The following is a 24648-nucleotide window of genomic DNA, read 5'->3' on the forward strand; positions in this document are numbered from 1 at the left end:
GCGCCCCGGCCGAAAACACCTGGCAGCCCGGAACGAGGAGCGATACGCTCCCCCGCGATGACGACTCACTCCATTGGCAGAATGGGGGTCCCGACCGCGCAAGGTGAGTGCTGATGCTCACTCACACCGCGCTCGGGGACTCCCGGCTCACCTTCTGGCTGCGCGTGCGCGAGTTCGCCGTGCCGCCCTCCATGATCGAGACCGCGACCGCCCGCCGTCGTACCGGGGACTGGGCGGGGGCGTGCGCCGCCGCGGGCATCGATGTCGACCTCAGTCTGCGTTCCGTCGCGCGCACGCACGGCCACGGCCTCGCGTCCCGGGTCCGGGCCGATCTCCGCGGACTGGCTCCCGATCTGTTGCGCTGGCACATGCCGAGGATCGCTCCCGACGGGCTGCTGCGCCCAGGTCTGACGATCACTCTGGCCCGGTACGAGCACGACTGCGCGGGGCATGACGGCGAAAGCCCGGTGCACCTCGTGGTCCGCACTCCGCCGGCCTGGGCGGACGGCGGTCAGCGGATCAGCCTCGCACTGTGGGACGGATCTCCTTGCGGATCTCCTCACGGCTCCTCCTTCACGGCCGGTGTCGGCCGGCATCCGCATCCGCATCCCAGCCGGCGGTTCCGCCTCGACCTGCACCGCCATCTGTGGGACGCGCGCAGGGCCGATGAACTGCGGGTCCGGTCCGGGGCCGATCGGCTGCCCGCCGACGGCCGTCCCACGCACCTGGACCCGGACCTGGACAGGGACTGCGCCACTGACCGGTGGGCGGCCGAGGCAGGAATCCTGCTCCACGCCGAGGGGCGGACGACCGGTCCCGTCACCGTACGGTTCGGGTCCCGGCACCGACTGCTCCTGGACCTGGTCACGGACGGGGACAGGGACAGGGAAGGGGAAGGGGAAGGGGACGGGGACGGGGACGGCAGCGGGCCACCCGCTGTGCGGATCACGGCGGCGCCCGCGGACGGCAGCACCTCCGCGCTGCCGGTCCTGCCCGACGCGGCGACCTGGGTGCCACCCGACCTGGAACTGATCCGTACCGGTTCGATCGAGGTCGGCCGGCTGCACCCGCTGGTCGCCTCGGCACTGGCTCCGGATCACTCGGATCACTCGCCGACCGGTCCCTCCCGGCTCACGGACCGGGCAGGGCAACCGCGCCTCGTCGAGTGCCGGGGAGCCGAGCACCGGATCGGCCTGGTCGACGGGGTACTGGCGCCGCTGGACCACGACCCGGCCGAGATCCGCCGCGAGGAACTGCTCGCGGCGCTGACGGGTACCCCGCTGCCCTGTCTGCAGGCCATCGACGCGGCGCATCGCCGCCCCGACTGCCTCACCGGTGTCCGCGAACGTCTGATCCACGGCGACACCGCAGGTGCGCTGGCCGTCGTCGAGGGCCTGCTGGGCCCCGACGCGGTGCTGCGCCACGGCCCTCTCCAGGACGAACTGGAGGCGGCCGCGGCACGGCGGATCACCTACGGACTGTTCCGGGCAGGCCTGGCCGGACCCGCCCACGTCCGCCCCGGTCCCCGCCGTCCCGGTGACCACCGCTCGCACCCACGCGACACGACCTCACGCTGACCCGGGGACGTCCGTCCCCCTCCCCCGCGCCCACTCGGCCGTTCCCCCGCGCTCCCACCCGGCCCACCACGAACCCAAAGGTGATGAAATATGCCCGCATACACCCCATCCGCTGCTCCCGACGCCCTCTCCGACCCGGCCGACACCTCCCAACTCGACGTCGCCGGCGCGTTGTTGTCCCTGCTGCGGGACACGGACACGGAACCGCGCCCCGACTCCCAACTGGAGGCCCTGACGCTGGCCGTGGCCGCCGACCTGCCCGTACTCCTGTGGGGTGAGCCGGGGATCGGCAAGACCGCGGCCCTGACACAGCTCGCCGCGTCCCTGGACCTTCCGCTGACCACGGTGATCGCCAGCGTGCACGAGCCCTCCGACTTCTCGGGGCTGCCCGTCATCGGCGACGATCCCGCGGAGCAGGGAGTCCCGATGGCCCCGCCGGACTGGGCCGTACGACTGGTACGGGCCGGCCGGGGGCTGCTGTTCCTGGACGAACTGTCCACCGCGCCACCGGCCGTTCAGGCCGCCCTGCTCCGCCTCGTCCTGGAACGGCGGATCGGCGCCCTTCGACTGCCGCCCGGGGTGCGGATCGTGGCCGCCGCCAACCCGCGGTCCTCGGCGGCCGACGGCTGGGAGCTGAGCCCGCCGCTGGCCAACCGGTTCGTCCATCTCCAGTGGACCCACGACCACGAGGTCGTCGTACGCGGTCTCGGGGGGACCTGGCCCCGGGCGACCCTGCCGCGACTCGACCCGCTGCGGTTGCCGGAGGCCGTGGACTTCGCCCGTCGCGCGGTGTGCGGGCTGCTCACCGGCCGCCCCAAACTCGTCCACCAACTGCCCAGCAACGAGACGCGCCGGGGCGGTCCCTGGCCGTCCCCCCGCAGCTGGGACATGACGCTGAGCCTGATCGCCTTCGCGACCGCGGCCGGATCCTCCAGGGAAGTCCTTTCCCTGCTGGTCAGGGGCACGGTCGGGGACGGGCCCGGGCTGGAACTGCTGGCGAGCCTGGACCGGATGGACCTCCCGGACCCCGAGGCGCTGCTCGCCGACCCGGCGGCCGCCGCGCTGCCCGAGCGGGGGGATCTGCGCCAGGCCGTGCTCGACGGGGTGGTGGCCGCGGTCCGCCGGCGCCCGGAGAAGTCCCGCTGGGACGCGGCGTGGGCGCTGCTGGTCCGGGCGCTGGAGACCGGAGCCCCGGACCTGGTCGTCGTCCCCGCGACCACGCTCGCCACCCTGCGCCAGGAGGACTGGGACGTACCGGCCACGATCGAGCGGCTCGCCGGAGCGGTCTCGATGTCCCGGCGCGCGGACCACGCGGCGGTCCGGGCCGCGGCCGCCACGAAGGCGACCCGGCGATGACGGGCGCACCGGGGACACTGGACCTCGACAAGCTCTTCACCGCCCGGCTGCACGCCGCCCGGGTCCGGCCCTACCTGGCGACGGCGCTGTTCGCCCTGCACACCGTGGAGTCGCGGCGGGTGCCGACGATGGCCGTCGACCGGCACTGGCGGTGCTACGTCTCGCCGGCGTTCGTGGACCGGACTTCGGTGGAGGAACTGGCCGGGGTGTGGGTACACGAGGTGTCGCACCTGCTGCGCGACCACCACGGGCGCGGCGACCGGGTCGCGCGCGAGCGCGGACTGACCGGCCCGGGGGAACGCCTGCGGATGAACATCGCCGCGGACTGCGAGATCAACGACGACGCCTTCGGCGACGGGCTGGTGCGACCGGAAGGCGCTGTCACACCGAGGCTCCTGAAGCTGCCCGAGGGGGAGCTCATGGAGGACTACCTGGGCCAGTTCCGGCTCGGGCTGCGTACACAGGGCCTGGTCTGGCTGGACTGCGGCAGTGGCGCCGACGGACTGGAGCGGGAGTGGGACCTGGGACCGGAGGGCGCGCACGGCCTCAGCGCTCAGGAACGGGACGCGGTGCGGTTCCGGGTGGCGCGGGGCATCAACGCCCGGCCGGGGGACACCCCGAAGGGGTGGCGGCGGTGGGCGCAGGACGCGTTCCATCCGCCGCAGCCGTGGCGGGAGTTGCTGGGGGCGGCGGTCCGCTCGGCGGCCTCCGGTTCCGGCGCGGGTGAGGACTACACCTACGGCCGGCCGTCGCGGCGCTCGGCCGGGGTGCCCGGCGCCGTGCTGCCGAGCCTGCGGCGCAGACCGCCCCGGGTCACCGTCGTCATCGACACGTCCGGGTCGGTCAGTGACGCCGAACTGGGCAGCGCGCTCCTCGAAGTCTCCGCGATCTCCCGTGCCGTGGGCGGCCGTCGCGACCTGATCACCGTGGTGTCCTGCGACGCGGCGGCCCGGATCGCGCACCCCCTGTGCCGTGCCGAGGGAATCCCGCTGGTGGGCGGTGGGGGTACGGATCTGCGTACGGGCTTCGCCAAGGCGCTCCGCGCGCAGTCCCGGCCGGACGTCGTCGTGGTCCTGACCGACGGGCAGACACCCTGGCCGGACACCCGTCCACCGTGCCGCACGGTGGTGGGTCTGTTCCCCCGGCGGCGGACCTCCGGGTCGTGGGACGAGGACGACCCCGACTACGTGCCGGACTCGCCCCCCGAGTGGGCCCGAGTGGTCGTCATCGGCTCGGCTCCCACCAGCCGGTGAGTTCCCCTCGGCCGACGTACACCGAGAAGGCGGTTGCGTTACCGTGAGCCCACCACCGGACCCGGACCCTGTTGGCAGATCCGCAGCGGAGCCATCCTCCGTGGAAGTCGTGAGCACTAAATCGATTTAGTGCTCACGACTTCCGGCACACATGCTGGGCAGCCGACATGACCGACCGGATTCGCCAACAGCATCCGGACCCGGGGGGCAGTGGGATTGGAGTCGCCAGGGAACCGTCGTCTGTGCGTGGCGTACGACGTGGAGGGCTACAGCGGGCTCGGCCAGGAAGCGCAGTTCGACGTGCAGAGACGGCTGCAGGACCTGGTCGTCGGTGCCTGTGCCGGTGCCGGGTTGCCGCCGGGCGGGTACGAGGTGCAGCCGCAGGGGGACGGCGGGCTCGCGCTGCTGCCGACCGGCGGCGAGGTGGACGAACCACGCCTGATCGCCTCCTTCTTGCGGTCGGTGACGGCCGGGCTCGGCGGTGCGAACGGCCCCCTGGGCGCCGACGGACGGATCCGGCTGCGGATGGCCCGGCACGAAGGCGTGGTCTTCCGCGCGGCGCACGGTTATGTCGGCGACGCGGTCGTGGAGGCCTTCCGCATGTGCGACGCCCGTCCGGTCAGGGACGCGCTGAGTCGCAATCCGGCGGCGGATCTGGTCATCGTGGCAGCCGACCGGCTCTACCAGAACGTACTGCGCCACGGACACCACGGGATCCCGGGCGACGCCTTCGTACGGCATCTGCTGCGCGTGAAGCTCTTCGAGGCCCACGGCTGGCTCTTCGTCCCGGGCGGCGACAGCGGCGCCCCCGCGGCGGACGAGGCCCCGGACACCACCCCCGGCACCCTGGTGGCGGACGCCCTCGACGGGGACCAGCCCTACGACCTGTGGTGAAGCCGTACGGGTACGGGGTTTCCGGACGAGGGCCGGGCTACAACTGCGGAGACGGGTGACGGGGGTGTCCCATGGAGGCCGGAACCAGCGACGACGCGATGTCGTACGAGGTGTCGTACGAGGTCCTGATCCGACCGGAGCTGGACGGAACGCCGCTGCCGGAACTCACCGGAACGCTCGTCCTGGGGGCGGTGTTCACCCTCGCCGCGGAGGGCGAGGCGCGTCCGGGCGCACCGTTCTGGATGGTGGCGGGAGCGGGCGACGGCGAGGTGCGGTACGCGCCCGGCGTGGTCGGTGTCCGGGTCGGGCCGGAGCACCGGGACGGGCTGCCGCCGCACTGGATGATGTGGCCGGACGCCGAGGCGTGGCCCTGCTGCGGGTGGACAACTACCGGCTCTCCACGGCCGACTTGCCCGCGATGGCGGCCAGACGGGCCGGGGCCGAGCGCCGCCGCCTGGAGCTGATCAAGTTCACCTTCATGCTGCGCGAACTGCCGCGCGGACGCCGTTACGACACGGCCCGGGTGCGTGTCGTGCTGCAGCCGCAGCCGCCGCTCATGCTCCTGCGCCCCCATCTGACGTACACCGACTCCCAGGCGACGCGTGCCTTCAGTTCGGAGTTCCAGCCGGCGCTGCCCAAACTCCTGCAGCTGGGGGTGAAGCACACGCGTTCCAGCAGCGTCAGTCGCACCGATCGGCTCCCCGTCGTCACGGGTGTCGACGAGGGGCCGGCGGGCTTCGGCTGGACCTTCCAGGCCCAGGACGGCGCTCCGCTCGTACCGCAGTGGCTGCAGGCCGTCGTGGTCGCCGAACTCCCCCCGGACAGCTCCGGTCTGACCGGCACTTTCGACGCCGAGGCGTTCGTGGCGCGCCGGGTGGCGGGAATCTACGAACCGCGCAAGGCCCTGCCGCAGACTCCGCCCGCCGTGTTCCGGGTGGACCTGGCGGGCCGGGCCGACCCGGCCGGCTGAACCGGTGCGGCGCCGGGTCAGCGGCCTGCCGCGGCCTCCTCCTCGGGATACGCGGCGGCGTGCAGCCGGACCAGGTCGAGCACGCTGACGGAGCGGTATCCCGTGGCCACGACGGCGGCACGGCGCAGGGCGCGCAGCGCCTTCTGGACGCTCGGTTCGGCGGCGCTGGCCAGCGTGGCGAGCTCGGGCTGGGTCAACGGCCAGCGCAGCACCGCCCGGTTGCCGTCCCGCTCCCCGTAGGCCACCACCGTCTCGTACAGGACCCGGGCCACCCGGGTCGGCACGTCGCACGCCCCGAAGTCGGCCCGGCGGGCGTTGGCGACGCGCAGTTTGCCCACCACCGCGCGGTTCACCGCCTGGGCTATCACGGGGTGGTGTTCCAGGCAGCCGAGGAAGTCCTCGTGCCGGACGAGCCGGGCCGCGACCGGACCGCAGGTGGTGACCGTGGCGGAGCGGGGCCCGCCGTCCAGCGCCGCGAACTCGCCCACCAGATCGCCGCCGACCCGTATGGCCAGCAGTATCTCCATGCCGTCGACGGTCACCACAGTCGCCTTGACCACACCGTCCAGCAGCAGCACCACGAAACGGGAGACGTCGCCCTGCCGTATGACCACCCGCCCGGCCTCCGGATAGCGCACCGCGCTGCCCAGCCGCAGCAAGGTCTCCCGTCCGTGGTCGTCCAGCCCGCCGAGCAGCCCTGCCCGCGGCCAACGCCCGGTCCGGTCAGCGCCGTCCGCCCCGCCCCATATGTCTGTTCCGTTTCCGCTGTCCGTGCCCATCGCGCTTCCCCCCGGACGCACCTGTCCACCCGATCCCGTACCAGGACGGGATCCCCGTTCCCGGCCCCGGCGACACTGAGGTGCGGGGGCCGGGAGCGGGGAAACAGCGTACCGATCGGGGACGGTGCCGTTTCCCCGTATCACCGGTCGACGACGTGCCGCCCGAGCCGGCCGAGCCGACCGGGCGTGCGAACACACCGCGTCGGACCCGCTCCACGCCGAACCCACGCGAGGAGTTACACCGCGCCCCCGCCCGTTCGGCAGACCTCAGCGGGTCGTCGCCGCGAGGCGTCGGCCCCCGGCCGCGTCGCCCAGCCGCTGGTGCCCCTTCCCCTCCCGGACACCGCGCCGTCACACCGGGCGGGAACGTTTCCGGCGTCCCCTCTGCCTTTGCCTCGCCTTGTATCCGTCCGCCCCTACCCGGGCGCGACGCGGAAGGACGATGTGCGCCGTGTCCCCGCTCCCGCTCGACGATCTCACCGTGGCACTCCCCGCCCCCGCCACGACCGCCACCCGCTCCCCTTCCACCGCACGCCTCGTCCGCCTGACGCTGACCCTGCTCCCGTTGCTGTCGATCGCGGCGTGGGCCGCGGTCGACTGGCGCGCGGTACGCGACGGCGCCGCCCGGCTGGCCGCCGCCGACCCCTGGTGGCTGCTGGCCGGACTGTTCTTCACCTGCCTGGGCTGTGTGTCCGCCGCGTGCGTCCGGCAGGGAGCCCTGTCGGACAAACTGCCGCCGGGTCTGCTGGTCGCGTCGCAGTTCGCCGCCGGCGCGGCGAACCACGTGCTTCCGGCGAGCATCGGCGCCCATGCCGTCACCCTGCGCTTCCTGCAGAACCGCGGCGTGCCGCTGGCCCGGGCCACCGCCTCGCTCGCCCTGTACTCGCTGGTCAGACCGCTGGCGAAGACGCTGGTCCTCATCGTCTTCCTCGTGGCCTTTCCCGACACGCTACGGCTCGGCGCCCTCGTCCCGGACCAGTGGACGCTGCTCGTGGCCGCCGGGGGCGCGCTGCTCGGTCTCGTCACGCTCCCCCTGCTTCTGACGGTCGTACGTCCACTGCGCCGCCCGGCGCTCGCCTTCGTACGCACCGCCCTGACCGAGGCGCGGCTCCTGCACACCATGCCCAGCCGTGTTGTCGCCCTGTGGGGCGGAGCGGCCGCCGCCCCGGTGCTCCAGGGGAGCGTGATCGCCTCGGTCGGGTTCTCGCTGGGGCTGCCGCTGTCCTGGGCGGAGGTGGTCCTCGCGCTGCTCCTCGCGAGTACCGCCGTCGGGGCGGTACCCGCGCCGGGCGGCATCGGCCCGGTGGACGCGGCGCTGGTGTTCACCATGGTCGCGTTCGGCGCGCCCATGGGCCTGGCCACGACCACCGTGATCGGCTACCGCGTCCTGAGCGTCTGGATACCCCTGCTGCCGGGTGCCCTCGTCCTGTCGACCCTCGTCCACCGAAAGGTGCTGTGAACCTCAGGCCTCGTCCGTCGTCAGCCGCAGCGAGATGCTGTTGATGCAGTACCGCTGGTCCGTGGGGGTCGCATACCCCTCCCCCTCGAACACGTGCCCAAGGTGCGACCCGCACCGGGCGCACCGCACCTCCGTGCGCACCATCCCGTGCGAGCGGTCCGCGATCAGTTCGACCGCGTCGGTGTCCTTCGGGTCATAGAAGGACGGCCAGCCGCAGTGGGACTCGAACTTCTCGTGCGAGGTGAAGAGTTCCGCGCCGCAGGCCCGGCAGGAGTACACGCCCTTGGTCTTGGTGTCGGTGTACTCACCGGTGAAGGCGGGCTCGGTGCCCGCCTTCCGCAGCACCGTGTACTCGGCCGGGGTCAGCTCCGCGCGCCACTGCTCGTCCGGCTTTTCGATGTCGTACGACATGAAGCTCAACCCCTCACAAACGCTACGGCTACTTCGACAGGCGGGTCAGGATCTCGGGTCCGAGGTCCGTCACGTCTCCCGCGCCCATGGTGAGAACGAGATCACCGGGCTTCGCCATTCCCGCGACGACCGAGGGCACCTCCGCCTTGTCGTGGACCGGCGTCACGTCCGTGCCGGCCGCCCGTGCCGCCTCGATGATCAGCTCGCTGGTGACGCCCGGGATCGGGTCCTCACGGGCCGGGTAGATGTCGAGGACCACGGAGGCGTCCGCCAGGGCCAGGGACTCGCCCATCTCCTTGGCCAGCTCCTGGGTGCGGGAGAACAGATGGGGCTGGAAGACCACCAGAATGCGGCCGTCGACGCCCGCGCGCATGGCCTCCAGATCCGCCGTCATCTCCGTCGGGTGGTGCGCGTAGGAGTCGACGACCTGGACGCCCGCCTCCTCGCCCTTCAGCTGGAGGCGCCGCTTCACCCCCGTGTAGGAGGCCAGGGCCGGGGCCAGTTCGGCGGCCGGGATGCCCAGCGCCGCGCCCGCCGCCAGCGCCGCCACCGCGTTGTGCGCGTAGTGGCGGCCGGGGACGGAGACGCCGAAGGTCAGCTCCGCGCCGTCCAGGAGCACCTTCACCTCGCTCTTGAGACCCTGCGCAACCACGGAGAGGACGCGTACGTCGGCGTCCGCCGCATCGCCGTACGTCACCACGCGGACGTCCGCCGGCAGGCGCCGGGTCAGCTCGCGGGCGCCCTCGTGGTCCGCGGAGATCACCAGTGTGCCGCCCGGCACGATCCTGCCCGCGAAGGTCTCGAAGGACTCGTAGATCTCGTCCATGGAGGCGTAGTTGGCGTGGTGGTCGAGCTCGACGTTGAGGACGATCGCGACCTCGGGCGCGTACTTGTGGAAGCTGCGGTCCGATTCGTCGGCCTCGGCGACGAAGATGTCGCCCTCGCCGTGCAGGGCGTTCGAACCGGGGGCGTCCAGGTCGCCGCCGATCGCGTACGACGGCTTGAGGCCGAGCGTGCCGAGCGACACCGCCAGCATCGACGTCGTCGTCGTCTTGCCGTGCGTGCCCGCGACCGCGATCGGACGCAGGCCGTCCATCAGCCGGGCGAGGGCGTCCGAACGGTGGACCACCGGGATGCCGAGCTCGGCCGCGCGGGCCAGCTCGGGGTTGTCCGCGCGGATCGCCGAGGACACGACCACACAGGTGGCGTCGGCGGCCAGATGGTCCGCCGCGTGGCCGATGTGCACGGTCGCGCCCAGCGCGCGCAGGGCCTCGGCGGTGGCGGACTCCTTCGCGTCACTGCCCGCCACCTTCGCCCCGCGCTGCGCCAGGATCTTCGCGATACCCGACATTCCGGCGCCGCCGATGCCGATGAAGTGCGGTCGGTCCATGGCGGTAGGAAGGCCGGGTGCCATGCGAGTGTCTCCCCAGGAGGTGTCGGAAGCGTCGGAAGGGTCACGAGGGTCGGCAGCGTCGAGAGGTGCGACGCGTCCACTGGCGCCCGAAAGCGCGCGGGGCCAGCCTAAGCCTTGCTGTGCGGATACAGTTTCAGCACCGGCACGCCGACCTTGTGACGGGCCCGCGAGGCCCAGTCGCGGTGGAAGAACTCCTCCACGTAGTGGGGGTCGGTGAGCACGATGACCTCGTCGGCGTCGATCTCGTCGACCAGCGCCTTCAGCGCGTCCAGCGGATGGTCCTCGATGAGCCGCCCCTCCGCCTCACTGCCGGCCGTGCGCAGAGCCACCAGCGACACACTCAGGGCCTGCTGCCCCTGGTTCACCGCCGCCGCGCCCTCCGGCGTCTCGCGCTCGTGGGCCGCCTCGTCCAGCTCGCCGAGCGCGACGTCGTCGATGGCCCGCAGCAGCCGGTCCGCCTGGTCGCCGCGCGGCTGGAGCAGCACATGGAAGGCGACCGCTTCGTCACCGTGCAAGGTGGTGACGAACTCCACATCGTCGGACGTCAGGGCCTTCTCGATCATCAATACGCTTGTGAACACGACAGACGCCCTTCTCCTCCGCGGGCCTCCCTGGCCCCCTGCGGAAACCATCCTGCCCCGTGATCTCACGGGGACTGCGAGATTTAGTGTGCCCGGCAGAAGATAAACGGAACGGAATATTCCGCCTACTTGTCGGGACCGACGGCAGCACCGACGGCGGGCCGACGGTACCGGGCGAAGAGGAATCCCGCCTCCTCCAGCAAGGACGCCAGTTCGAAGCGGGTCGGAACCGGCACCGAGGGCCCCCCGGCGATCCGCTGCGCTTCGCCCGCCGTCAGTGTCGGGGAGAGGGTCAGACAGAGTTCGTCCAGGACCCCCGCCGCGACCATCTGGCCCAGCAGCCGCGGGCCCCCCTCCGCCAGCAGCCGGGTCATGCCGCGGTCGGCGAGGGCGCGGACGAGCCGCAGGGGGTCCACACCCGCCCCGTCCCCGGCGATCACCACCTCGGCGCCCGCCTTCTCGGCCGCCGCCACCCGGTCGGGGGCCGCCGCCGCTCCCGTCAGGACCAGCGTGGGCACCAGGGGCGAGGTGAAAAGCGGAAGAGAGAAGTCCAGATCCAGGCTCGCGGTGACGACGGCGATCGCGGGCGCCGGACCCTGCCCGGCCGCCTCCCGGAGCGCCGCGAAGTCCGCACGCGCGCGTGCCGGGCGGTAACCCTCCTGGCGTACCGTTTCCGCGCCCGCGATCACGACATCCGCGAGCCCTCGCAGCACCCCGAAGATCCGCATGTCGGCCGCGCTGGAGATGCCCTGGGACCTTCCGTCGTGCTGGGCGGCGCCGTCGAGCGTGGAGACCATGTTGGCGCGCAGCCAGGGCGCCCCGGCACCGCCTGCACTGCCTGCACCGCCTCCGGACGGGTGAACGTCGGGGTAGGCGTACGCCTCCGCCAGCTCCCGGAGCTCCCACTCACGGTCCATGGCATCGGCACCGGATGTACCAGGCATACCGGACGCACCAGGGGCCCCGGCCGTGGCCTGGGCTGCTGTTTCGTAGGTCACAGGGAACAGGCGTCGCATGTCGTGCAGTGTGGCACGGCGCTTAGAGTGGGGAACCGTGTCGTCCTCCACCGCCGCTTCCGGGATCGAACCGATACCCGAGGCAGCCCCCTTGTCCCTGTGCGCCCGCGAGCCGCATGTCCCCGCGGACCGGCTCGTCGCCGAGATGGTGCCGCCGCCGCGCTTCGACTCGGTGCGCTTCGAAACGTACATTCCGGACCCGAACCAGCCCAGCCAGACCGAGGCCGTGCGCGTCCTCGCCGGCTTCGCGGCCGGTCTGGGCGGGGCGCACGCCATCGGCACCGGCAAGCGGGGATTCCTCGGGTTCGGCAGGAGCAGGGCACCGAAGAACCCCGCCGGCCCCCGTGGCGTCTATCTCGACGGCGGCTACGGCGTCGGAAAGACCCATCTGCTCGCCTCGCTCTGGCACGCGACCCCGGCCGAACCCGCGCTCAAGGCCTTCGGCACCTTCGTGGAGCTGACGAACCTGGTCGGCGCGCTCGGCTTCCAGAAGACCGTGCAGACCCTCTCCGGGCACCGGCTCCTGTGCATCGACGAGTTCGAGCTCGACGACCCCGGCGACACCGTCCTCGTCTCCACCCTGCTCGGCAAGCTGGTCGACGCGGGCGTCGCGCTCGCGGCCACCTCGAACACCCTGCCGGGCAAGCTCGGCGAGGGGCGGTTCGCGGCCGCCGACTTCCTGCGCGAGATCCAGGGCCTGTCGGCGCACTTCCGGCCGCTGCGGATCGACGGCGAGGACTACCGCCACCGGGGGCTGCCCGAGGCCCCGGCGCCGTTCACCGACGAACAGGTCACCAAGGCCGCGTACGCCACCGAGGGCGCCTCTCTCGACGACTTCCCGCATCTGCTCGACCACCTCGCACGCGTGCACCCGAGCCGCTACGGCGCCCTGACCGGCGACCTCAGGGCCGTCTGTCTCACCGACGTCCAGCCCGTTCCGGACCAGTCGACGGCGCTGCGGCTGGTGGTGCTCGCCGACCGGCTGTACGACCGCGAGGTGCCCGTCCTCGCCTCCGGGGCGCCCTTCGACCGGCTCTTCAGCGAGGAGATGCTGAACGGCGGCTACCGCAAGAAGTACTTCCGCGCGATCTCCCGGCTCACCGCGCTGGCACGCGACGCCAAGGGACTCGTCGAGGCGTAGTTTTCGGCCCCTCCACCGGGTTTTCGGCCCTCTTCGCAGCGAAACGTCGAGTTAACCCTGCAAACAACTCGCCGGGCTAACCTATGTATTGACATAGGGAAGAGACAGGGAAGAGACGCGAGGAAGTGCCGGGAGGGGGCGCATGCTGCGAGGTACGACGGCCCGGACCCTGTATGTGGTACTCGCCGCCGTCCTGATCGGCCTGCAACTCTTCGGTCCCACCGAATCGTTCGCGTCCGCGCACAGGGGCGAGACCGTCTCCTGCGGCGAGGCCGAGCACCCGCACAAGGTGGCACCGCCCCTGGGCGCCCGGCAGCGGACCCGGGACGAGGATCTCGTCCCCGAGACGCCCGCGCGCGCCCTGCTGGCGACCGACCAGGCGACCTCGCCCCCACCGGCCCCGCCGCACTCCGCGGACTCGCGCTCCGCCGCCCGCCACCGCGCGTCGAGATCCTCGTCCGCCCACTCCCCCGCCGCACTCCAGGTCTTCCGCTGCTGAGCGGAGCGCATCCCCCCACGCTCCGTCCTGTAAGCCGACGCGCCCTCAGGGCGCGCCAGGAGGAACTGACATGCAGCCCCTCATCGACCATGCCCGCTCCTTCGGTCGACGGCCCGAGGATTTCGCCTCGCACGCCAAAGGCCAGTCCCCGCAGGTCCTGTTCGTCACCTGCTCCGACTCCCGGGTCGTCCCGGCCCTGATCACCGGCGCCCGCCCGGGCGAGCTCTTCGAGCTGCGCACCGCGGGCACCATCGTCCCGCCGTACGTCCCCGGCCGGCCGACCTCCGAGGCGGCCACCGTCGAGTACGCGGTGGACGTGCTCGGCGTCCGCGAGATCGTGGTCTGCGGCCACTCGCACTGCGGCGCCGTGGGCGCGCTGGTGCGCGGCGAGGACCTGACCGCCGTACCCGCCGTGCGCGACTGGCTCGCGCAGGCGGAACGCCCGTCCGACGCGCCCGACGACGACCCCACCGTCGCCGACGCGGTCCAGAACCACGTCCTGGCCCAACTGCTCAGGCTGCGCGCCTATCCCTGTGTGGAGAAGGCCCTGGCAGCGGGCCGGCTGCGCCTGCACGGCTGGTACTACGAGGTCCACACCGGAGCCGTCCGCGCGCACCGGCCCGCCACCGACTCCTTCGAGGCGCTGTGAGCCGCACGATGACCCTGCCGAACCTCACGGGCAAACTCCCCCATCTGCGGCAGGACTTCGCCGCCTCGATCGTCGTCTTCCTGGTCGCCCTGCCGCTGTGCGTGGGCGTCGCCGTCGCCTCCGGCGTACCGGCCGAACTCGGCCTGATCACCGGCATCGTGGGCGGTCTCGTCACCGGCCCGATGCGCGGCAGCAGCCTTCAGGTGTCGGGCCCGGCGGCCGGGTTGACCGTGCTGGTCTTCGAGGCCGTGCGGGAGTACGGCCTCGCCGTCCTCGGAGTGGTCGTGCTCGCCACGGGTGTACTCCAGCTCCTCATGGGCGCGCTGAAGTGGGGGCGCTACTTCCGGGCCATCTCGGTGGCCGTCGTCGAGGGCATGCTGGCCGGGATCGGACTCGTGCTGATCGCGGGCCAGCTCTACTCCATGGCGGGCCTGAAGGCGCCCGCCTCCGGGCTCGGCAAGCTGGCCGGGCTGCCGCAGGCCGTCGTCGACGCGTCCCGCAGCACCGAGGCGCTGTCCTCGGTCGGGCTCGGCGCGGGCACGATCGCCGTGCTCGTCCTGTGGCGACGGCTGCCGCGCCGGGTGCGTACGGTGCCGGGGGCGCTCGGCGCGGTCGCCCTGGCCACCCTCGTCTCGGCGGTGTCCGGGCTGTCGGTGGCCGAGGTCGAGGTGCGGGGGCCGGCCGGTTCGATCCAGCTGCCCACCCTCGACGCCTTCAGTGAGCTCGCGAGCGTGGGCGTGCTCGGTACGGTCCTCGCCTTCACGCTGATCGCCTCCGCCGAGTCGCTGTTCAGCGCGGCGGCCGTGGACCGGCTGCACGACGGACCGCGCACCGAGTACGACAAGGAGCTGATGGCGCAGGGCGCGGGCAACACGGTCTGCGGGCTGCTCGGCGCCCTGCCGATGACCGCGGTGATCGTCCGCAGCGCGGCGAACGTGCAGGCGGGCGCGCGGACGAAGGCCTCGCGCGTGCTGCACGGCGTGTGGCTGCTGCTGTTCGCGGCGCTGCTGCCCGCCGCGCTCGGCGTGATCCCGCTGCCCGCCCTCGCCGGCATCCTGGTGCACGCGGGCTGGAAGCTGATCCCGCTGCGCGAGATCGCCTCGCTGTGGCGCGAACACCGGGGCGAGGCGCTGATCCTCGTCGTCACCGCGGTGTCGATCGTCGCGGTCAGCATGTTCGAGGGGGTGCTGATCGGGCTCGCCCTGGCCGTCGCCAAGACGGCGTGGGAGGCCTCGCACATCCGTCTTGAGGTCATGGACAAGGGGGCCGGGCCCGTCCAGGCCCATCTGTCGGGCAACGCGACCTTCCTGCGGCTGCCGAAGATCCTCGACAGTCTGGAGGCGCTGCCCCAGGACCGCCCCGTCGAGCTGGACCTCTCCGGCCTGCACCACCTCGACCACGCCTGCCGGACCGCGCTGGAGAACTGGTCGGCGCGGCACAGCGCGGCGGGGACCGAACCGGTGAAGGTGACCTCCGGCTGACCCGCCGGGGCTCGCGGTCGGGGATCCTCGACGATCCTCGACCGCGAGCCCGCGTGAGGCATATCGTGGGATTAGTGGTGGTATGCGGCGGCTCGAAAGGCGGTCGTCATGGTCGAAGAGCTGGTGGTGGCGATCGCGACGGCGGGTGCCGCCGGACTGGTCTACGTCACGGCGGCGGCCCGGGTCGTCAAGCAGTACGAGCGAGGCGTGGTGCTCCGGCTGGGGCGGCTGCGGGGTAGCGTGCGCGCGCCGGGATTCACCATGATCGTCCCGGGCGTGGACCGGCTGCGCAAGGTCAACATGCAGATCGTGACGATGCCCGTGCCCGCGCAGGACGGCATCACCAGGGACAACGTGACGGTCCGGGTCGACGCGGTCATCTACTTCAAGGTGGTGGACGCCGCCGACGCCGTCATCCAGGTCGAGGACTACCGCTTCGCGGTCTCGCAGATGGCGCAGACCTCGCTGCGTTCCATCATCGGCAAGAGCGATCTGGACGATCTGCTGTCCAACCGCGAGAAGCTCAACCAGGGTCTGGAGCTGATGATCGACAGTCCGGCGATGGGCTGGGGGGTGCAGATCGACCGGGTGGAGATCAAGGACGTGTCGCTGCCGGAGACGATGAAGCGGTCGATGGCCCGGCAGGCCGAGGCCGACCGCGAACGGCGGGCCCGAATCATCAACGCGGACGCCGAACTCCAGGCGTCGAAGAAGCTCGCGGAGGCCGCCGGGGTGATGTCCGAGCAGCCCGCCGCGCTCCAGCTGCGGCTGCTGCAGACCGTGGTGGCGGTCGCGGCCGAGAAGAACTCCACGCTCGTCCTTCCCTTCCCCGTGGAACTCCTGCGGTTCCTGGAACGGGCACAGCCCCCGCAGACCCCGCAGGCCCAGGCGGCCCCGCAGACCCCGGCGGCCCCGCAGGCCCAGGCGGCCCCGCAGACCCCGGCGGCGACCGAGACACCGGCGCCGCCGCGACTCGACGAGCCCACCGGCATCGACTTCCCGCAGCTCGACAAGCCCCCGAACAACAACTTCCCGCCGCCCGACGAATCCCGGCACAACGGCTTCCCGCCGCCCGGCGAGCCCAAGGACGACGACTTCCCGCTCAGCGGTCCCGGCTCGGCCGACGGCGGGTCAGCGTACGGGTCAGGACCGATACCGCCGCGGTGACGAGCAGCGTCGCCGGCGGGGCGACGACGTCGACCCACGGGTCGCGGATCGGGTGGTAGGTGGCCGCGCCGTCGCGCAACTCGATGAAGCCGATCGGCCGGGCGCCACCGCCGCCGCCTCCCCCGCCGGCCTCGCCCGACGCGCACATCTTCTGCACCCTGGACCAGGTCGCCGAAGAGGCGTACGCGGCCCTGGAGTTGATCCGCCGGGTGTACGAGGCGATGGGCATCCGCCCGGCCCGATACCGGCTCTCGCTGCCGGGCCCCGGCGGCAAGTACGTCGCCGATCCCGAACTGTGGCAGCGCTCCGCCGCGCTGCTGCGCGAGGTCCTCGACCGCTGCGGGGTGGCGTACGAGGCCGTCGAGGGCGAGGCCGCGTTCTACGGCCCCAAGATCGACGTCCAGATCGCCGATCCGGCCGGCCGGGAGTCCACCACCTCTCCACCGTCCAGGTCGACTTCCACCAGCCCGAGCGCTTCGACCTGCACTACATCGGCGCCGACAGGGCGAAGCACCGGCCGGTCATGGTCCACCGCAGCGTCATCGGCAGCCTGGAACGGGCCGTCGCCCATCTCATCGAGGCACACGGCGGCGCCTTCCCGTCCTGGCTCGTCCCGACCCAGCTGGTGGCCCTGCCCGTCTCGGACGCGGAGGCCGAGGTCGAACAGGCGGCCCCGCTCGTACGACGCTGCCTCGACCGCGGTCTGCGAGCGCGGCTCGTCACCGCCGACCAGGGCACCCTGGGCGCCCGGGTCCGCGCCGCCCGCCTGGTCCCGTACCAGGCGGTGATCGGCCCCAGGGAGGCCACCGCCGGCCAGGTGGCCCTGCGCCTGCGCGACGGCCGCCGGCTCGACCCGCGACCGGCCGCCGAGGCGCTGGAGCGCATCACCCGTCTCGTCACCGCCCGCGGCACCGGCCTGACCGGCCAGGTGTACTGACCCGCGAATCATGTCGCAGCACGACTCGCGGGCACCGGCCTCCCGTCGCACCATCGAGGGAGACGGCCGGAAGGAGTGCGCGGTGGCCAAGAAGGACGGCGGCAGCCGAGGCGACGGCGGGCAGGACGAGGCCCGGGCCCCGGCCTCGCTGCGGGGGCTGCTGCGCGTCTCCGGCGGCAAGGACGGGGTCCACCTCTCCTCGTACGACGCGAGGGCCACGCCGGCCGGTCCGCGCGACAAGGCCGCCGCACTGGCCGCCGTCGTCGGCATGGGAGAACGCCTCGCCGACCTGCAAGAACGCCTGTGGGCCGCGAGCACGGCGGGCGACCGCCGCCGCGTCCTGCTGGTTCTCCAGGGCATGGACACCAGCGGCAAGGGCGGCACGGTCAAGCACGTCATCGGTCAGGTCAACCCCGCCGGCTGCCGTATCCGGGGCTTCAAGGCACCGACCGCCGAGGAGCGCAGACACTCCTTCCTGTGGCGGATCAGACGGGCCCTTCCCGAGCCCGGCGAGATCGGCATCTTCGATCGCTCGCACTACGAGGACGTGCTCGTCGCCCGCGTCCGCGATCTGGCTCCCCGCAAGGAGATCGCCCACCGTTACGGCGAGATCAACCGCTTCGAGAAGTCCCTCGCCGACGACGGCGTCACCGTGGTGAAGTGCTTCCTCCACCTCTCCTACGACCAGCAGCGCCGCCGCCTGCTCCGACGGCTCGACAACCCGGCCAAGCGCTGGAAGTTCAGCCCCGACGACATCGCGGACCGCGCGCTCTGGCCCGCCTACCAGAAGGCGTACGAACTCGTCCTGGAGCGCTGCTCCACGCCGGAGGCGCCGTGGTTCCTCGTCCCCGCCGACCGCAAGTGGTACCGGAACTGGGCGATCGGCACCCTGCTCCTGGAACACCTCGAAGCGCTGGACCCTCAGTACCCGAAGGCCGACTTCGACGTGGCGGAGTGCCGGGAGCGGCTGCTCGCGGAGGGGTGAGCGGTACCCCAGCCGGGTGACTTCGCCGCCGCCTTCGTCCGGCACGTGCCCACAATGAGCAGATCATCACATTTGTTCATATACTTTAATTCGGTGATCATTCCAGTACGACGATTCGCCGCGACCTGCGCCCTCGGCGCACTCGGCGTCGCGCTCGCCGCCTGCGGGACATCCGCAACCCCGCACGCCGCCCCTCCGGGGCACCCCGCGTCGGCCCCCGGCAGCAGCAGTGCCGCGCCCTCGCGCCCCCCCACGCTCGCCCCTGGACCCAGCGGTCTGACCCCCGTCTTCAAGAACGCCCCGCAGACACAGGACAAGACCGTCGCGCTCACCTTCGACGCGGACATGACCGCCGACCAGGGGCCACGCGCCGCGGCCGGGGAACGCTTCGACAACCCCCGGCTGATCTCCACGCTGCGCACGTTCAAGGTGCCGGCGACCGTGTTCATGACGGGGCGGTGGGCCGAGGAGTATCCCGACGAGGCCAGGGACATCGGGCGGGACCCGCTCTTCGAGGTAGCCAACCACTCGTACAGCCACTACGCCTTCACCACCGACTGCTACGGCCTGCCCACCGTGCCCGAGGACGAGATGCGCGCGGACGTGGAGAAGGCGTACGCCGCCTTCAGGCGGGCGGGCGTGCCCCACCCGATGCCGTACTTCCGTTTCCCCGGCGGGTGCTACGACCAGCAGGCGCTGCGCGCGCTGAGTGCCGTCGGCGTGACCGCCGTGCAGTGGGACGTCGTCAGCGGGGACGCCTTCGCCACCGACTCCGACGCCGTGGCCCGGCAGGTGCTGGAGGGAGTGAAACCCGGCTCCGTCGTCGTCATGCACTGCACGCTCAGCGCGGCTCCGGCGACCGAACGGGCCCTGCACACCATCGTCCCCGAGCTCCGGAAGAAGGGTTTCCGCTTTGTGAAGGTCTCCGAGCTGATCGGAACGGCGGCCGGCAACGGGCAGCAGGGCACCACGTAGGCATCCGCACCGCGTAGGCATCCGCACCCCGTGGGCGTGCTCCGGTCCCGGCTTAGGCTGGGGCCATGAGCGACGAGTACTGCGACACCCCAGCGGTCCCGGTTCCGGTCCCGGTCCCGGTCCCGGCCGACGCCGGGGCGCCGTTCGCCGAGTGTGTGCTGTGCCGGAAGCCGACCGAGTACCCGGAGTCGTACAAAGGGATCACGCTGTGCCCCGTCTGCGAGTGGCAGGAGGCACAGCGGACCGCCTGTTCGGGGTGACCGGTTCGCGTCCGTTCGGGGTGAGCGGCGCCCGCCGGGGTACGGGCCGAAGAACCGATCTTCCGCCTGGCACACTGGAGGGCGTGAGCAGCGAACCGACCGCAGCCGACCCGACCACAGCCGACGCGGACGGCACACGCGCCGCCGCCGACGCGTCCGGTCCGGCCGACGACAGCCCCTTCCGATCCGAGCGCACCGCGCGCGACGAGGCACCGCAGTTCGTGCTGCCCCTGGTCGTGCGCATCGAGAAGGCCGCGCCTCCGGCCCGTACGGACGCGCTGGAGACCGCGGCCCGTGCCGTGCTGACGATCCTGAGCGACGAGCGGTCGCTGGGGGACGGCGAGTGGGCATCGGCGATGCGGGACTGGCAGGACGCCCGGATTCGCAAAGTCGTACGACGGGCGCGTGGGGCCGAGTGGCGGCGGGCCGAGGCGCTGCCCGGCATCACGGTGACCGGGAAGGCCGCCGAGGTGCGCGTCTTCCCGCCGGTGCCGCTGGACGGCTGGCCGAAGGATCTCGCCCGGCTCCAGGTCTCCGGCACGGACCTCGACGACCCGGAGCCACCGATGGACGCCGACCCGACCGCGCCCGTGCTCTGGCTCAACCCCGACCTCGACATGTCGGCCGGCAAGACGATGGCGCAGGCGGGGCACGGCGCCCAGCTCGCCTGGTGGGAGCTGTCGGACGAGGAGCGGGCGGCCTGGCGCGACGCCGGTTTCCCCCTCGCCGTCCGCACCGCGGTCCCGGCCCGCTGGCGTGAACTCACCACCTCCGGGCAGCCGTTGGTCCGCGACGCGGGCTTCACCGAGATCGCCCCCGGGCTGACTCTCGCGGTGGAGGGACATCACCGCGTCGGTTCTCTGTAGCGCCTACGACGGCCGGGGTCACGCCCTTTCATTCTTGTCGTTCTTGTTGCTCGACCCGCATGCCAGTGGGCGTGAGGGTGCGCAGCCCAGGTCTTCTTCGGCCCAGACGACCTTGCCGCCCGGTGTCGAGCGGGAGCCCCATCTGCGGGACAGCTGGGCGACCAGGAAGAGGCCGCGGCCGCTCTCGTCGAGGGCGCGTGCGCGACGTGGACGTGGGGAGCGGTCGTCGGTGTCGAACACTTCGCAGGTCAGGACTTGATGCTGGATCAGACGCAGACGGATCGGGCCGGTGCTGTGGCGGACGGCGTTGGTGACCAGTTCACTGACGATCAGCTTCGTGGAGTCCTCAAGACCTTCCAGGCCCCATTCGGTCAGCTGGCGGGCTGCCAGGTGCCGGGCGCTGCGGACAGCGGTCGGGTCGTTCGGCAACGTCCAGGAGGCGACCTGGGCCGGGCTGAGTGAGCGGGTCCGCACCAGCAGCAGGGTGACGTCGTCGGACGGTGCCGGCCCCGGGAAGGCCTCCGTCGCACGGACGCAGAGGTCCTCCAGGGAGCGACCCGGTTCTGCCAGGGCAGCGCCCAGGCGCTGCATTCCCACGTCGATGTCGTGGTCGCGGGTCTCGATCAGGCCGTCGGTGTACATGGCGAGAAGACTTCCTTCCGGCAGTTCCAGCTCCACGGACTCGAAAGGGACCCCCAGCCCGATACCGAGCGGGGTTCCGGTGGGAAGGTCGGGGAAGGTGACCCGGCCCTGCGGGTCGATGATCGCGGGCGGGGGATGCCCGGCCCGCGCCATGGTGCACCGGCGGGTGACCGGATCATAGACGGCGTACAGACAGGTGGCGCCCATGGCCGTGGGGGTCTGGTCCGGGGCCAGGGCGTCCTCCTCGGCCAGTCGCTGGACCGTGTCGTCGAGGTGGGCCAGCACTTCGTCGGGGGGCAGCTCCATGTCTGCGAGCGTGTGGACGGCGGTGCGGAGCCTGCCCATGGTCGCGGCGGCGTTGATGCCGTGTCCGACCACATCGCCGACGACGAGGGCCACGCGGGCACCGGACAGCGGGATCACATCGAACCAGTCGCCCCCGACGCCGCGGCCCATGTCGGCGGGCAGGTAGCGCGAGGCCGTCTCGACCGCCGCGCCGCCCCTCAGACAGTGCGGGAGCAGGTTGCGTTGGAGGGCGAGGGCCGCGGTGTGTTCGCGAGCGTACTGACGAGCATTGTCCAACGACAGCGCGGCGCGAGTGACGAGTTCTTCGGCGAGGAGCAGATCGACCTCCTGGAACGGCATCTGGTCCTCGGTGCGGATGAACAACGCCACGCCCAGCAGGACGCGCCGCGCACGGATGGGAACGATCATCAAGGAGTGCATGCCGTACTCACGGATCTTCTGCGCCCGTGCCGAATCCCTGTCGATCCATGTGCCCGGGGTGGTGTCCAGCATCGGCTCCAGGTAGGACCTTCCGGTGCTCAGGACGCCGGTGCGGGGTGAGGGGGGCGTCATGGGGACCCGCTCACCGCGCGCATATGCGGATTCCGGGACCCCTTGGCGGATCGAGGCCATACCGGCACGCCGGAACACAGGCAGGCGCCCGTCCACCAGGCCGATGCGGCCCGGGAGCCCTTCGCCGAACGGGACCGACTGCTCCAGGTCGACGACGACGAAGTCGGCGAGCAGGGGCACGGCAAGGTCGGCCAGTTCCTGGCTGGTCCGCATCACGTCCAGGGTGCTGCCCAGGCGCGTACTGGCCTCACTGAGGATGGCGAGGCGCTCGCGCGCCCGCCGGCTCTCGGTGAGATTGACGCTGATGGCGCACACCCCCAGCACCTGGCCTTTCGCGTCCTGGAGGCAGAAGAACGAAGCCGCGAACGCGTGCTCCTGGGACGGACTCGTCGGCACCCACGCCTGGTACTCGTGGACCTCTGTGGTGCCGCTCCGGAGTACCTTCCGCATCATTGCCTCGAACGCTTCGGCCTGGGCACCGGGCTGGGCATCGGTGTGGAGACGTCCGAGCCGTCGGTCACGGGAAATGCCGTCGCGGCTCTCCATCGTGTCGTTCACCCAGGTGCACCGCAGCTGCGGGTCACAGACGACGATGCCGATCGGTGCGCGGGTGAGAAGCGACTCCCGCACCGATCCGTTCATCGCTTCCGAGGAGAGCCTGCCGATGTCGGTCCAGGAAACGAGCCACCGGACCGTTCCGTCCTGCCCCCACAACATCGAGATCCGCAGGCTGATGTTGAGCATGCGGCCGTCTCGGTGGCACACCGCCGTAGTGCCCGACCAGCCATTTTGCGCACGGCACTGCTCGACGAACGCCGATATCGTCGGCGCTTTCTCGGCGGACGGCAGGAGGAGCGCGGCGGACCGGCCCACCGCGTCCCCCGCGGAGTATCCGACGATCCGCTCGGCGGCCTTCGTCCATCCGACCACCGTGCCCTGCTCGTCGAGCATCGCGATCGCCGAGCCGGATATCTCCTGCGTGTTCGCATGATTGCCGCGCGTTACCACGTTCGTGCTTGTCATCGAGCCTTTGTCCTCAGATAGGTGGAGGGAGGCGCGGACATCCGGAGCAACCCGTGTCTCATCTCCGCCCTCGCTTCCAGACGCAGGTGCACACATCGATCTGAATTGATTTGCACCTTTTGACCGATAGACCGGACAACGCCCTGTCCTGTGACAGCGCGGCGGCGGCGCCGAGGTGACGGCAGTCCGCGCGATGGCGCGCACCGCCCCGCGTCGCCGAAGTCAGGCAGGGCCCGGGGCGAAGTGGCCGATCAGGAGAGACAGGCGGCGGTCGCGTCCCTCCCGGGGGAGGCGACCACTGCGCATCAGCGTGACGAGACCGTGCAGTCCGCTCCAGAAGGTCTCCGTGAGGATGTCCGGATCCTCATGACCGTGATTCTAGCGGTGCTAGAACTTTTGTCTCCGCTATGTTAGCGTCGTCCTTGTCCCTAGCACCGCTGGAAACCAACAAGGAGAGTTGACGTGCTTACCACCACCGCTTACGGCCTTGCGATCGTGCTCGATCTCTTCGTGGTGTTCATCGGCGCGCGCTTCCTGTTCCAGCCGGTGGCCGCCGCCACGGGGTACGGCGTCCCGGCCAAGCCGAACGGCGACGCCGCCTATCTGGAGATCAAGGGCCTGCGCGACGCCACCAGCGGCATCATGGGCCTGGCCCTGCTCGCCTTCGCCGGAGCCACCGCCGGGGCCTGGTTCATGGTCGCCGTCGCCCTGGTGCCCCTGGGCGACACCCTGATAGTGCTGCGGCACGGCGGCACGAAGGCGGTCGCCTTCGGAATCCACTTCGCCACGGCCGTTGTCGTGCTCATCAGCGCCGCTCTGCTCTTCGCCGTCTGACCACCGACCCGCTTTCCACCCAGGGAGTCATGAGATGTCACTGATCGTGCCGGACTTCGACGAGTCCGTGATCGTCCGCTCCGCCGGAGCCGAGGTGATCGGCCGGGCCCCGACCACCATCCAGCTGCTGGCCGACAGCAGCGCGACCGGGGGTGCGCTCTCCACGGTGCGGGCCACGCTCACCGCCGGCGCCGACGGTGCCAGGCCGCACCACCACGCCGGCTCCGCCGAGCTGTTCTACATGCTCGACGGCGCCGCCCAGGTCCTCTCCGGCGAGAAGGTCGTCACCGTCGAGCGCGGCGACCTGGTCGTCGTACCGCCCGGCCTGCCGCACGCCTTCGCGGCGGCGCCCGGGCAGGACGCGGACATCCTCATCGTCATCACGCCCGGCGTCGAACGCTTCGAGTACTTCCGCCACCTGGAGCGCATCGCCTACGGCAAGGTGCCGCCGGAGAGCCTGCTGGAGGTCCAGGAGCTCTACGACACGTACTTCCGGCAGAGCCCGGCCTGGGACGAGCGGCACTGATCGGCACCGAGCGGCACCGCGTGGCACTGGGTGCCGAGTGGCACCGGGTGGCGTGCCCCGCCCCGGCCGGAGTCGCCCGGGTCCGCCGGACGGGG

The 24648-nt window shown here is 71.9% G+C and carries 25 protein-coding genes and 1 pseudogene; 19 read left to right on the plus strand and 7 right to left on the minus strand.

Annotation, left to right across the window (positions count from 1 at the left end; genetic code table 11):
- Positions 1-113: 113 nt before the first annotated feature.
- The 6 genes from RV986_RS12905 to RV986_RS12930 all read left to right on the plus strand — a co-directional run bounded on the left by RV986_RS12905 (position 114) and on the right by RV986_RS12930 (position 6050).
- Positions 114-1577, plus strand: a complete 1464-nt coding sequence (locus tag RV986_RS12905) for a hypothetical protein (protein ID WP_475917530.1) — start codon at positions 114-116, stop codon at positions 1575-1577.
- A gap of 90 nt (positions 1578-1667) precedes the next feature.
- On the plus strand, positions 1668-2933 hold the full coding sequence (locus RV986_RS12910) for an AAA family ATPase (RefSeq protein ID WP_475917531.1): 1266 nt from the start codon (positions 1668-1670) through the stop codon (positions 2931-2933).
- Entirely contained in the window at positions 2930-4186 is a 1257-nt protein-coding gene (locus tag RV986_RS12915; RefSeq protein WP_475917532.1) for a vWA domain-containing protein, read from the plus strand. The genes RV986_RS12910 and RV986_RS12915 overlap by 4 nt, the downstream gene beginning before the upstream one ends.
- A 246-nt stretch (positions 4187-4432) precedes the next feature.
- Positions 4433-5080, plus strand: coding sequence for a hypothetical protein (locus tag RV986_RS12920; protein WP_475917533.1), 648 nt, complete (start codon positions 4433-4435; stop codon positions 5078-5080).
- Positions 5081-5151: 71 nt separating this feature from the next.
- Positions 5152-5544, plus strand: coding sequence for a hypothetical protein (locus RV986_RS12925; protein ID WP_475917534.1), 393 nt, complete (start codon positions 5152-5154; stop codon positions 5542-5544).
- The gene (locus RV986_RS12930) at positions 5445-6050 is read left to right on the plus strand and encodes a hypothetical protein (RefSeq protein ID WP_475917535.1); all 606 of its coding nucleotides are present in this window, start codon (positions 5445-5447) and stop codon (positions 6048-6050) included. The genes RV986_RS12925 and RV986_RS12930 overlap by 100 nt, the downstream gene beginning before the upstream one ends.
- A gap of 17 nt (positions 6051-6067) precedes the next feature.
- Here the strand turns inward: RV986_RS12930 and RV986_RS12935 are convergent, their stop codons facing one another.
- Positions 6068-6829, minus strand: a complete 762-nt coding sequence (locus RV986_RS12935) for a Crp/Fnr family transcriptional regulator (protein ID WP_475917536.1) — start codon at positions 6827-6829, stop codon at positions 6068-6070.
- Between the two features lie 451 nt (positions 6830-7280).
- Between RV986_RS12935 and RV986_RS12940 the strand changes: the two genes are divergently transcribed.
- Entirely contained in the window at positions 7281-8288 is a 1008-nt protein-coding gene (locus tag RV986_RS12940; RefSeq protein WP_475917537.1) for a lysylphosphatidylglycerol synthase transmembrane domain-containing protein, read from the plus strand.
- A 3-nt stretch (positions 8289-8291) separates the two neighbouring features.
- On the opposite strand, the gene msrB is transcribed toward RV986_RS12940, so the two are convergent.
- The 4 genes from msrB to RV986_RS12960 all read right to left on the minus strand — a co-directional run bounded on the left by msrB (position 8292) and on the right by RV986_RS12960 (position 11710).
- Complete coding sequence (gene msrB / locus RV986_RS12945; protein ID WP_475917538.1) at positions 8292-8699, minus strand: peptide-methionine (R)-S-oxide reductase MsrB; 408 nt, start codon at positions 8697-8699, stop codon at positions 8292-8294.
- A gap of 28 nt (positions 8700-8727) precedes the next feature.
- A complete protein-coding gene (murC, locus tag RV986_RS12950; RefSeq protein WP_475917539.1) occupies positions 8728-10113 on the minus strand; it encodes a UDP-N-acetylmuramate--L-alanine ligase in 1386 nt (461 codons plus the stop codon).
- A 107-nt stretch (positions 10114-10220) separates the two neighbouring features.
- Positions 10221-10694 carry an indole-3-glycerol phosphate synthase gene (locus RV986_RS12955; protein WP_475917540.1) on the minus strand — a complete coding sequence of 158 codons (474 nt, stop codon included), beginning with the start codon at positions 10692-10694 and terminating at the stop codon, positions 10221-10223.
- A gap of 125 nt (positions 10695-10819) precedes the next feature.
- Positions 10820-11710 carry a pyrimidine reductase family protein gene (locus RV986_RS12960; protein WP_475917541.1) on the minus strand — a complete coding sequence of 297 codons (891 nt, stop codon included), beginning with the start codon at positions 11708-11710 and terminating at the stop codon, positions 10820-10822.
- A 37-nt stretch (positions 11711-11747) separates the two neighbouring features.
- Here RV986_RS12960 and zapE point away from each other — a divergent pair, with 37 nt between their 5' ends.
- The 5 genes from zapE to RV986_RS12985 all read left to right on the plus strand — a co-directional run bounded on the left by zapE (position 11748) and on the right by RV986_RS12985 (position 16647).
- Positions 11748-12851, plus strand: coding sequence for a cell division protein ZapE (gene zapE, locus RV986_RS12965; RefSeq protein ID WP_475917542.1), 1104 nt, complete (start codon positions 11748-11750; stop codon positions 12849-12851).
- Between the two features lie 142 nt (positions 12852-12993).
- Positions 12994-13350 (plus strand): hypothetical protein, encoded by a 357-nt coding sequence (locus tag RV986_RS12970; RefSeq protein WP_475917543.1) that lies wholly within the window; start codon positions 12994-12996, stop codon positions 13348-13350.
- A gap of 70 nt (positions 13351-13420) precedes the next feature.
- A complete protein-coding gene (locus RV986_RS12975) occupies positions 13421-13999 on the plus strand; it encodes a carbonic anhydrase (RefSeq protein ID WP_475917544.1) in 579 nt (192 codons plus the stop codon).
- A gap of 8 nt (positions 14000-14007) precedes the next feature.
- A complete protein-coding gene (locus RV986_RS12980) occupies positions 14008-15480 on the plus strand; it encodes a SulP family inorganic anion transporter (RefSeq protein WP_475917545.1) in 1473 nt (490 codons plus the stop codon).
- A 108-nt stretch (positions 15481-15588) separates the two neighbouring features.
- Positions 15589-16647: a slipin family protein gene (locus RV986_RS12985; protein WP_475917546.1), complete on the plus strand. Its 1059-nt coding sequence runs from the start codon at positions 15589-15591 to the stop codon at positions 16645-16647.
- On the opposite strand, the gene RV986_RS12990 is transcribed toward RV986_RS12985, so the two are convergent.
- Entirely contained in the window at positions 16583-16876 is a 294-nt protein-coding gene (locus tag RV986_RS12990; RefSeq protein WP_475924731.1) for a hypothetical protein, read from the minus strand. The two genes, RV986_RS12985 and RV986_RS12990, sit on opposite strands and share 65 nt — an antisense overlap.
- Here RV986_RS12990 and RV986_RS12995 point away from each other — a divergent pair.
- The 5 genes and pseudogenes from RV986_RS12995 to RV986_RS13015 form a co-directional block, all read left to right on the plus strand.
- Positions 16785-17584 (plus strand): annotated as a pseudogene (locus RV986_RS12995) (aminoacyl--tRNA ligase-related protein); the annotation flags it as partial. The gene RV986_RS12990 and the pseudogene RV986_RS12995 overlap by 92 nt on opposite strands.
- Positions 17585-17666: 82 nt before the next feature.
- Positions 17667-18569, plus strand: coding sequence for a PPK2 family polyphosphate kinase (locus RV986_RS13000; protein ID WP_475924265.1), 903 nt, complete (start codon positions 17667-17669; stop codon positions 18567-18569).
- 93 nt (positions 18570-18662) lie between these two features.
- A complete protein-coding gene (locus RV986_RS13005; RefSeq protein WP_475917547.1) occupies positions 18663-19544 on the plus strand; it encodes a polysaccharide deacetylase family protein in 882 nt (293 codons plus the stop codon).
- A 65-nt stretch (positions 19545-19609) separates the two neighbouring features.
- Positions 19610-19804, plus strand: a complete 195-nt coding sequence (locus RV986_RS13010) for a hypothetical protein (RefSeq protein ID WP_475917548.1) — start codon at positions 19610-19612, stop codon at positions 19802-19804.
- A gap of 83 nt (positions 19805-19887) precedes the next feature.
- Positions 19888-20670, plus strand: coding sequence for a peptidyl-tRNA hydrolase (locus RV986_RS13015; protein WP_475917549.1), 783 nt, complete (start codon positions 19888-19890; stop codon positions 20668-20670).
- Between the two features lie 18 nt (positions 20671-20688).
- On the opposite strand, the gene RV986_RS13020 is transcribed toward RV986_RS13015, so the two are convergent.
- Positions 20689-23193, minus strand: coding sequence for a SpoIIE family protein phosphatase (locus tag RV986_RS13020; RefSeq protein ID WP_475917550.1), 2505 nt, complete (start codon positions 23191-23193; stop codon positions 20689-20691).
- Positions 23194-23655: 462 nt separating this feature from the next.
- Between RV986_RS13020 and RV986_RS13025 the strand changes: the two genes are divergently transcribed.
- Positions 23656-24027, plus strand: coding sequence for a DUF4267 domain-containing protein (locus tag RV986_RS13025; protein ID WP_475917551.1), 372 nt, complete (start codon positions 23656-23658; stop codon positions 24025-24027).
- 34 nt (positions 24028-24061) lie between these two features.
- Positions 24062-24553, plus strand: a complete 492-nt coding sequence (locus RV986_RS13030) for a cupin domain-containing protein (RefSeq protein WP_475917552.1) — start codon at positions 24062-24064, stop codon at positions 24551-24553.
- The last annotated feature ends 95 nt before the right edge of the window (positions 24554-24648 follow it).

The sequence above is a fragment of the Streptomyces sp. RLA012 genome (assembly GCF_056270325.1).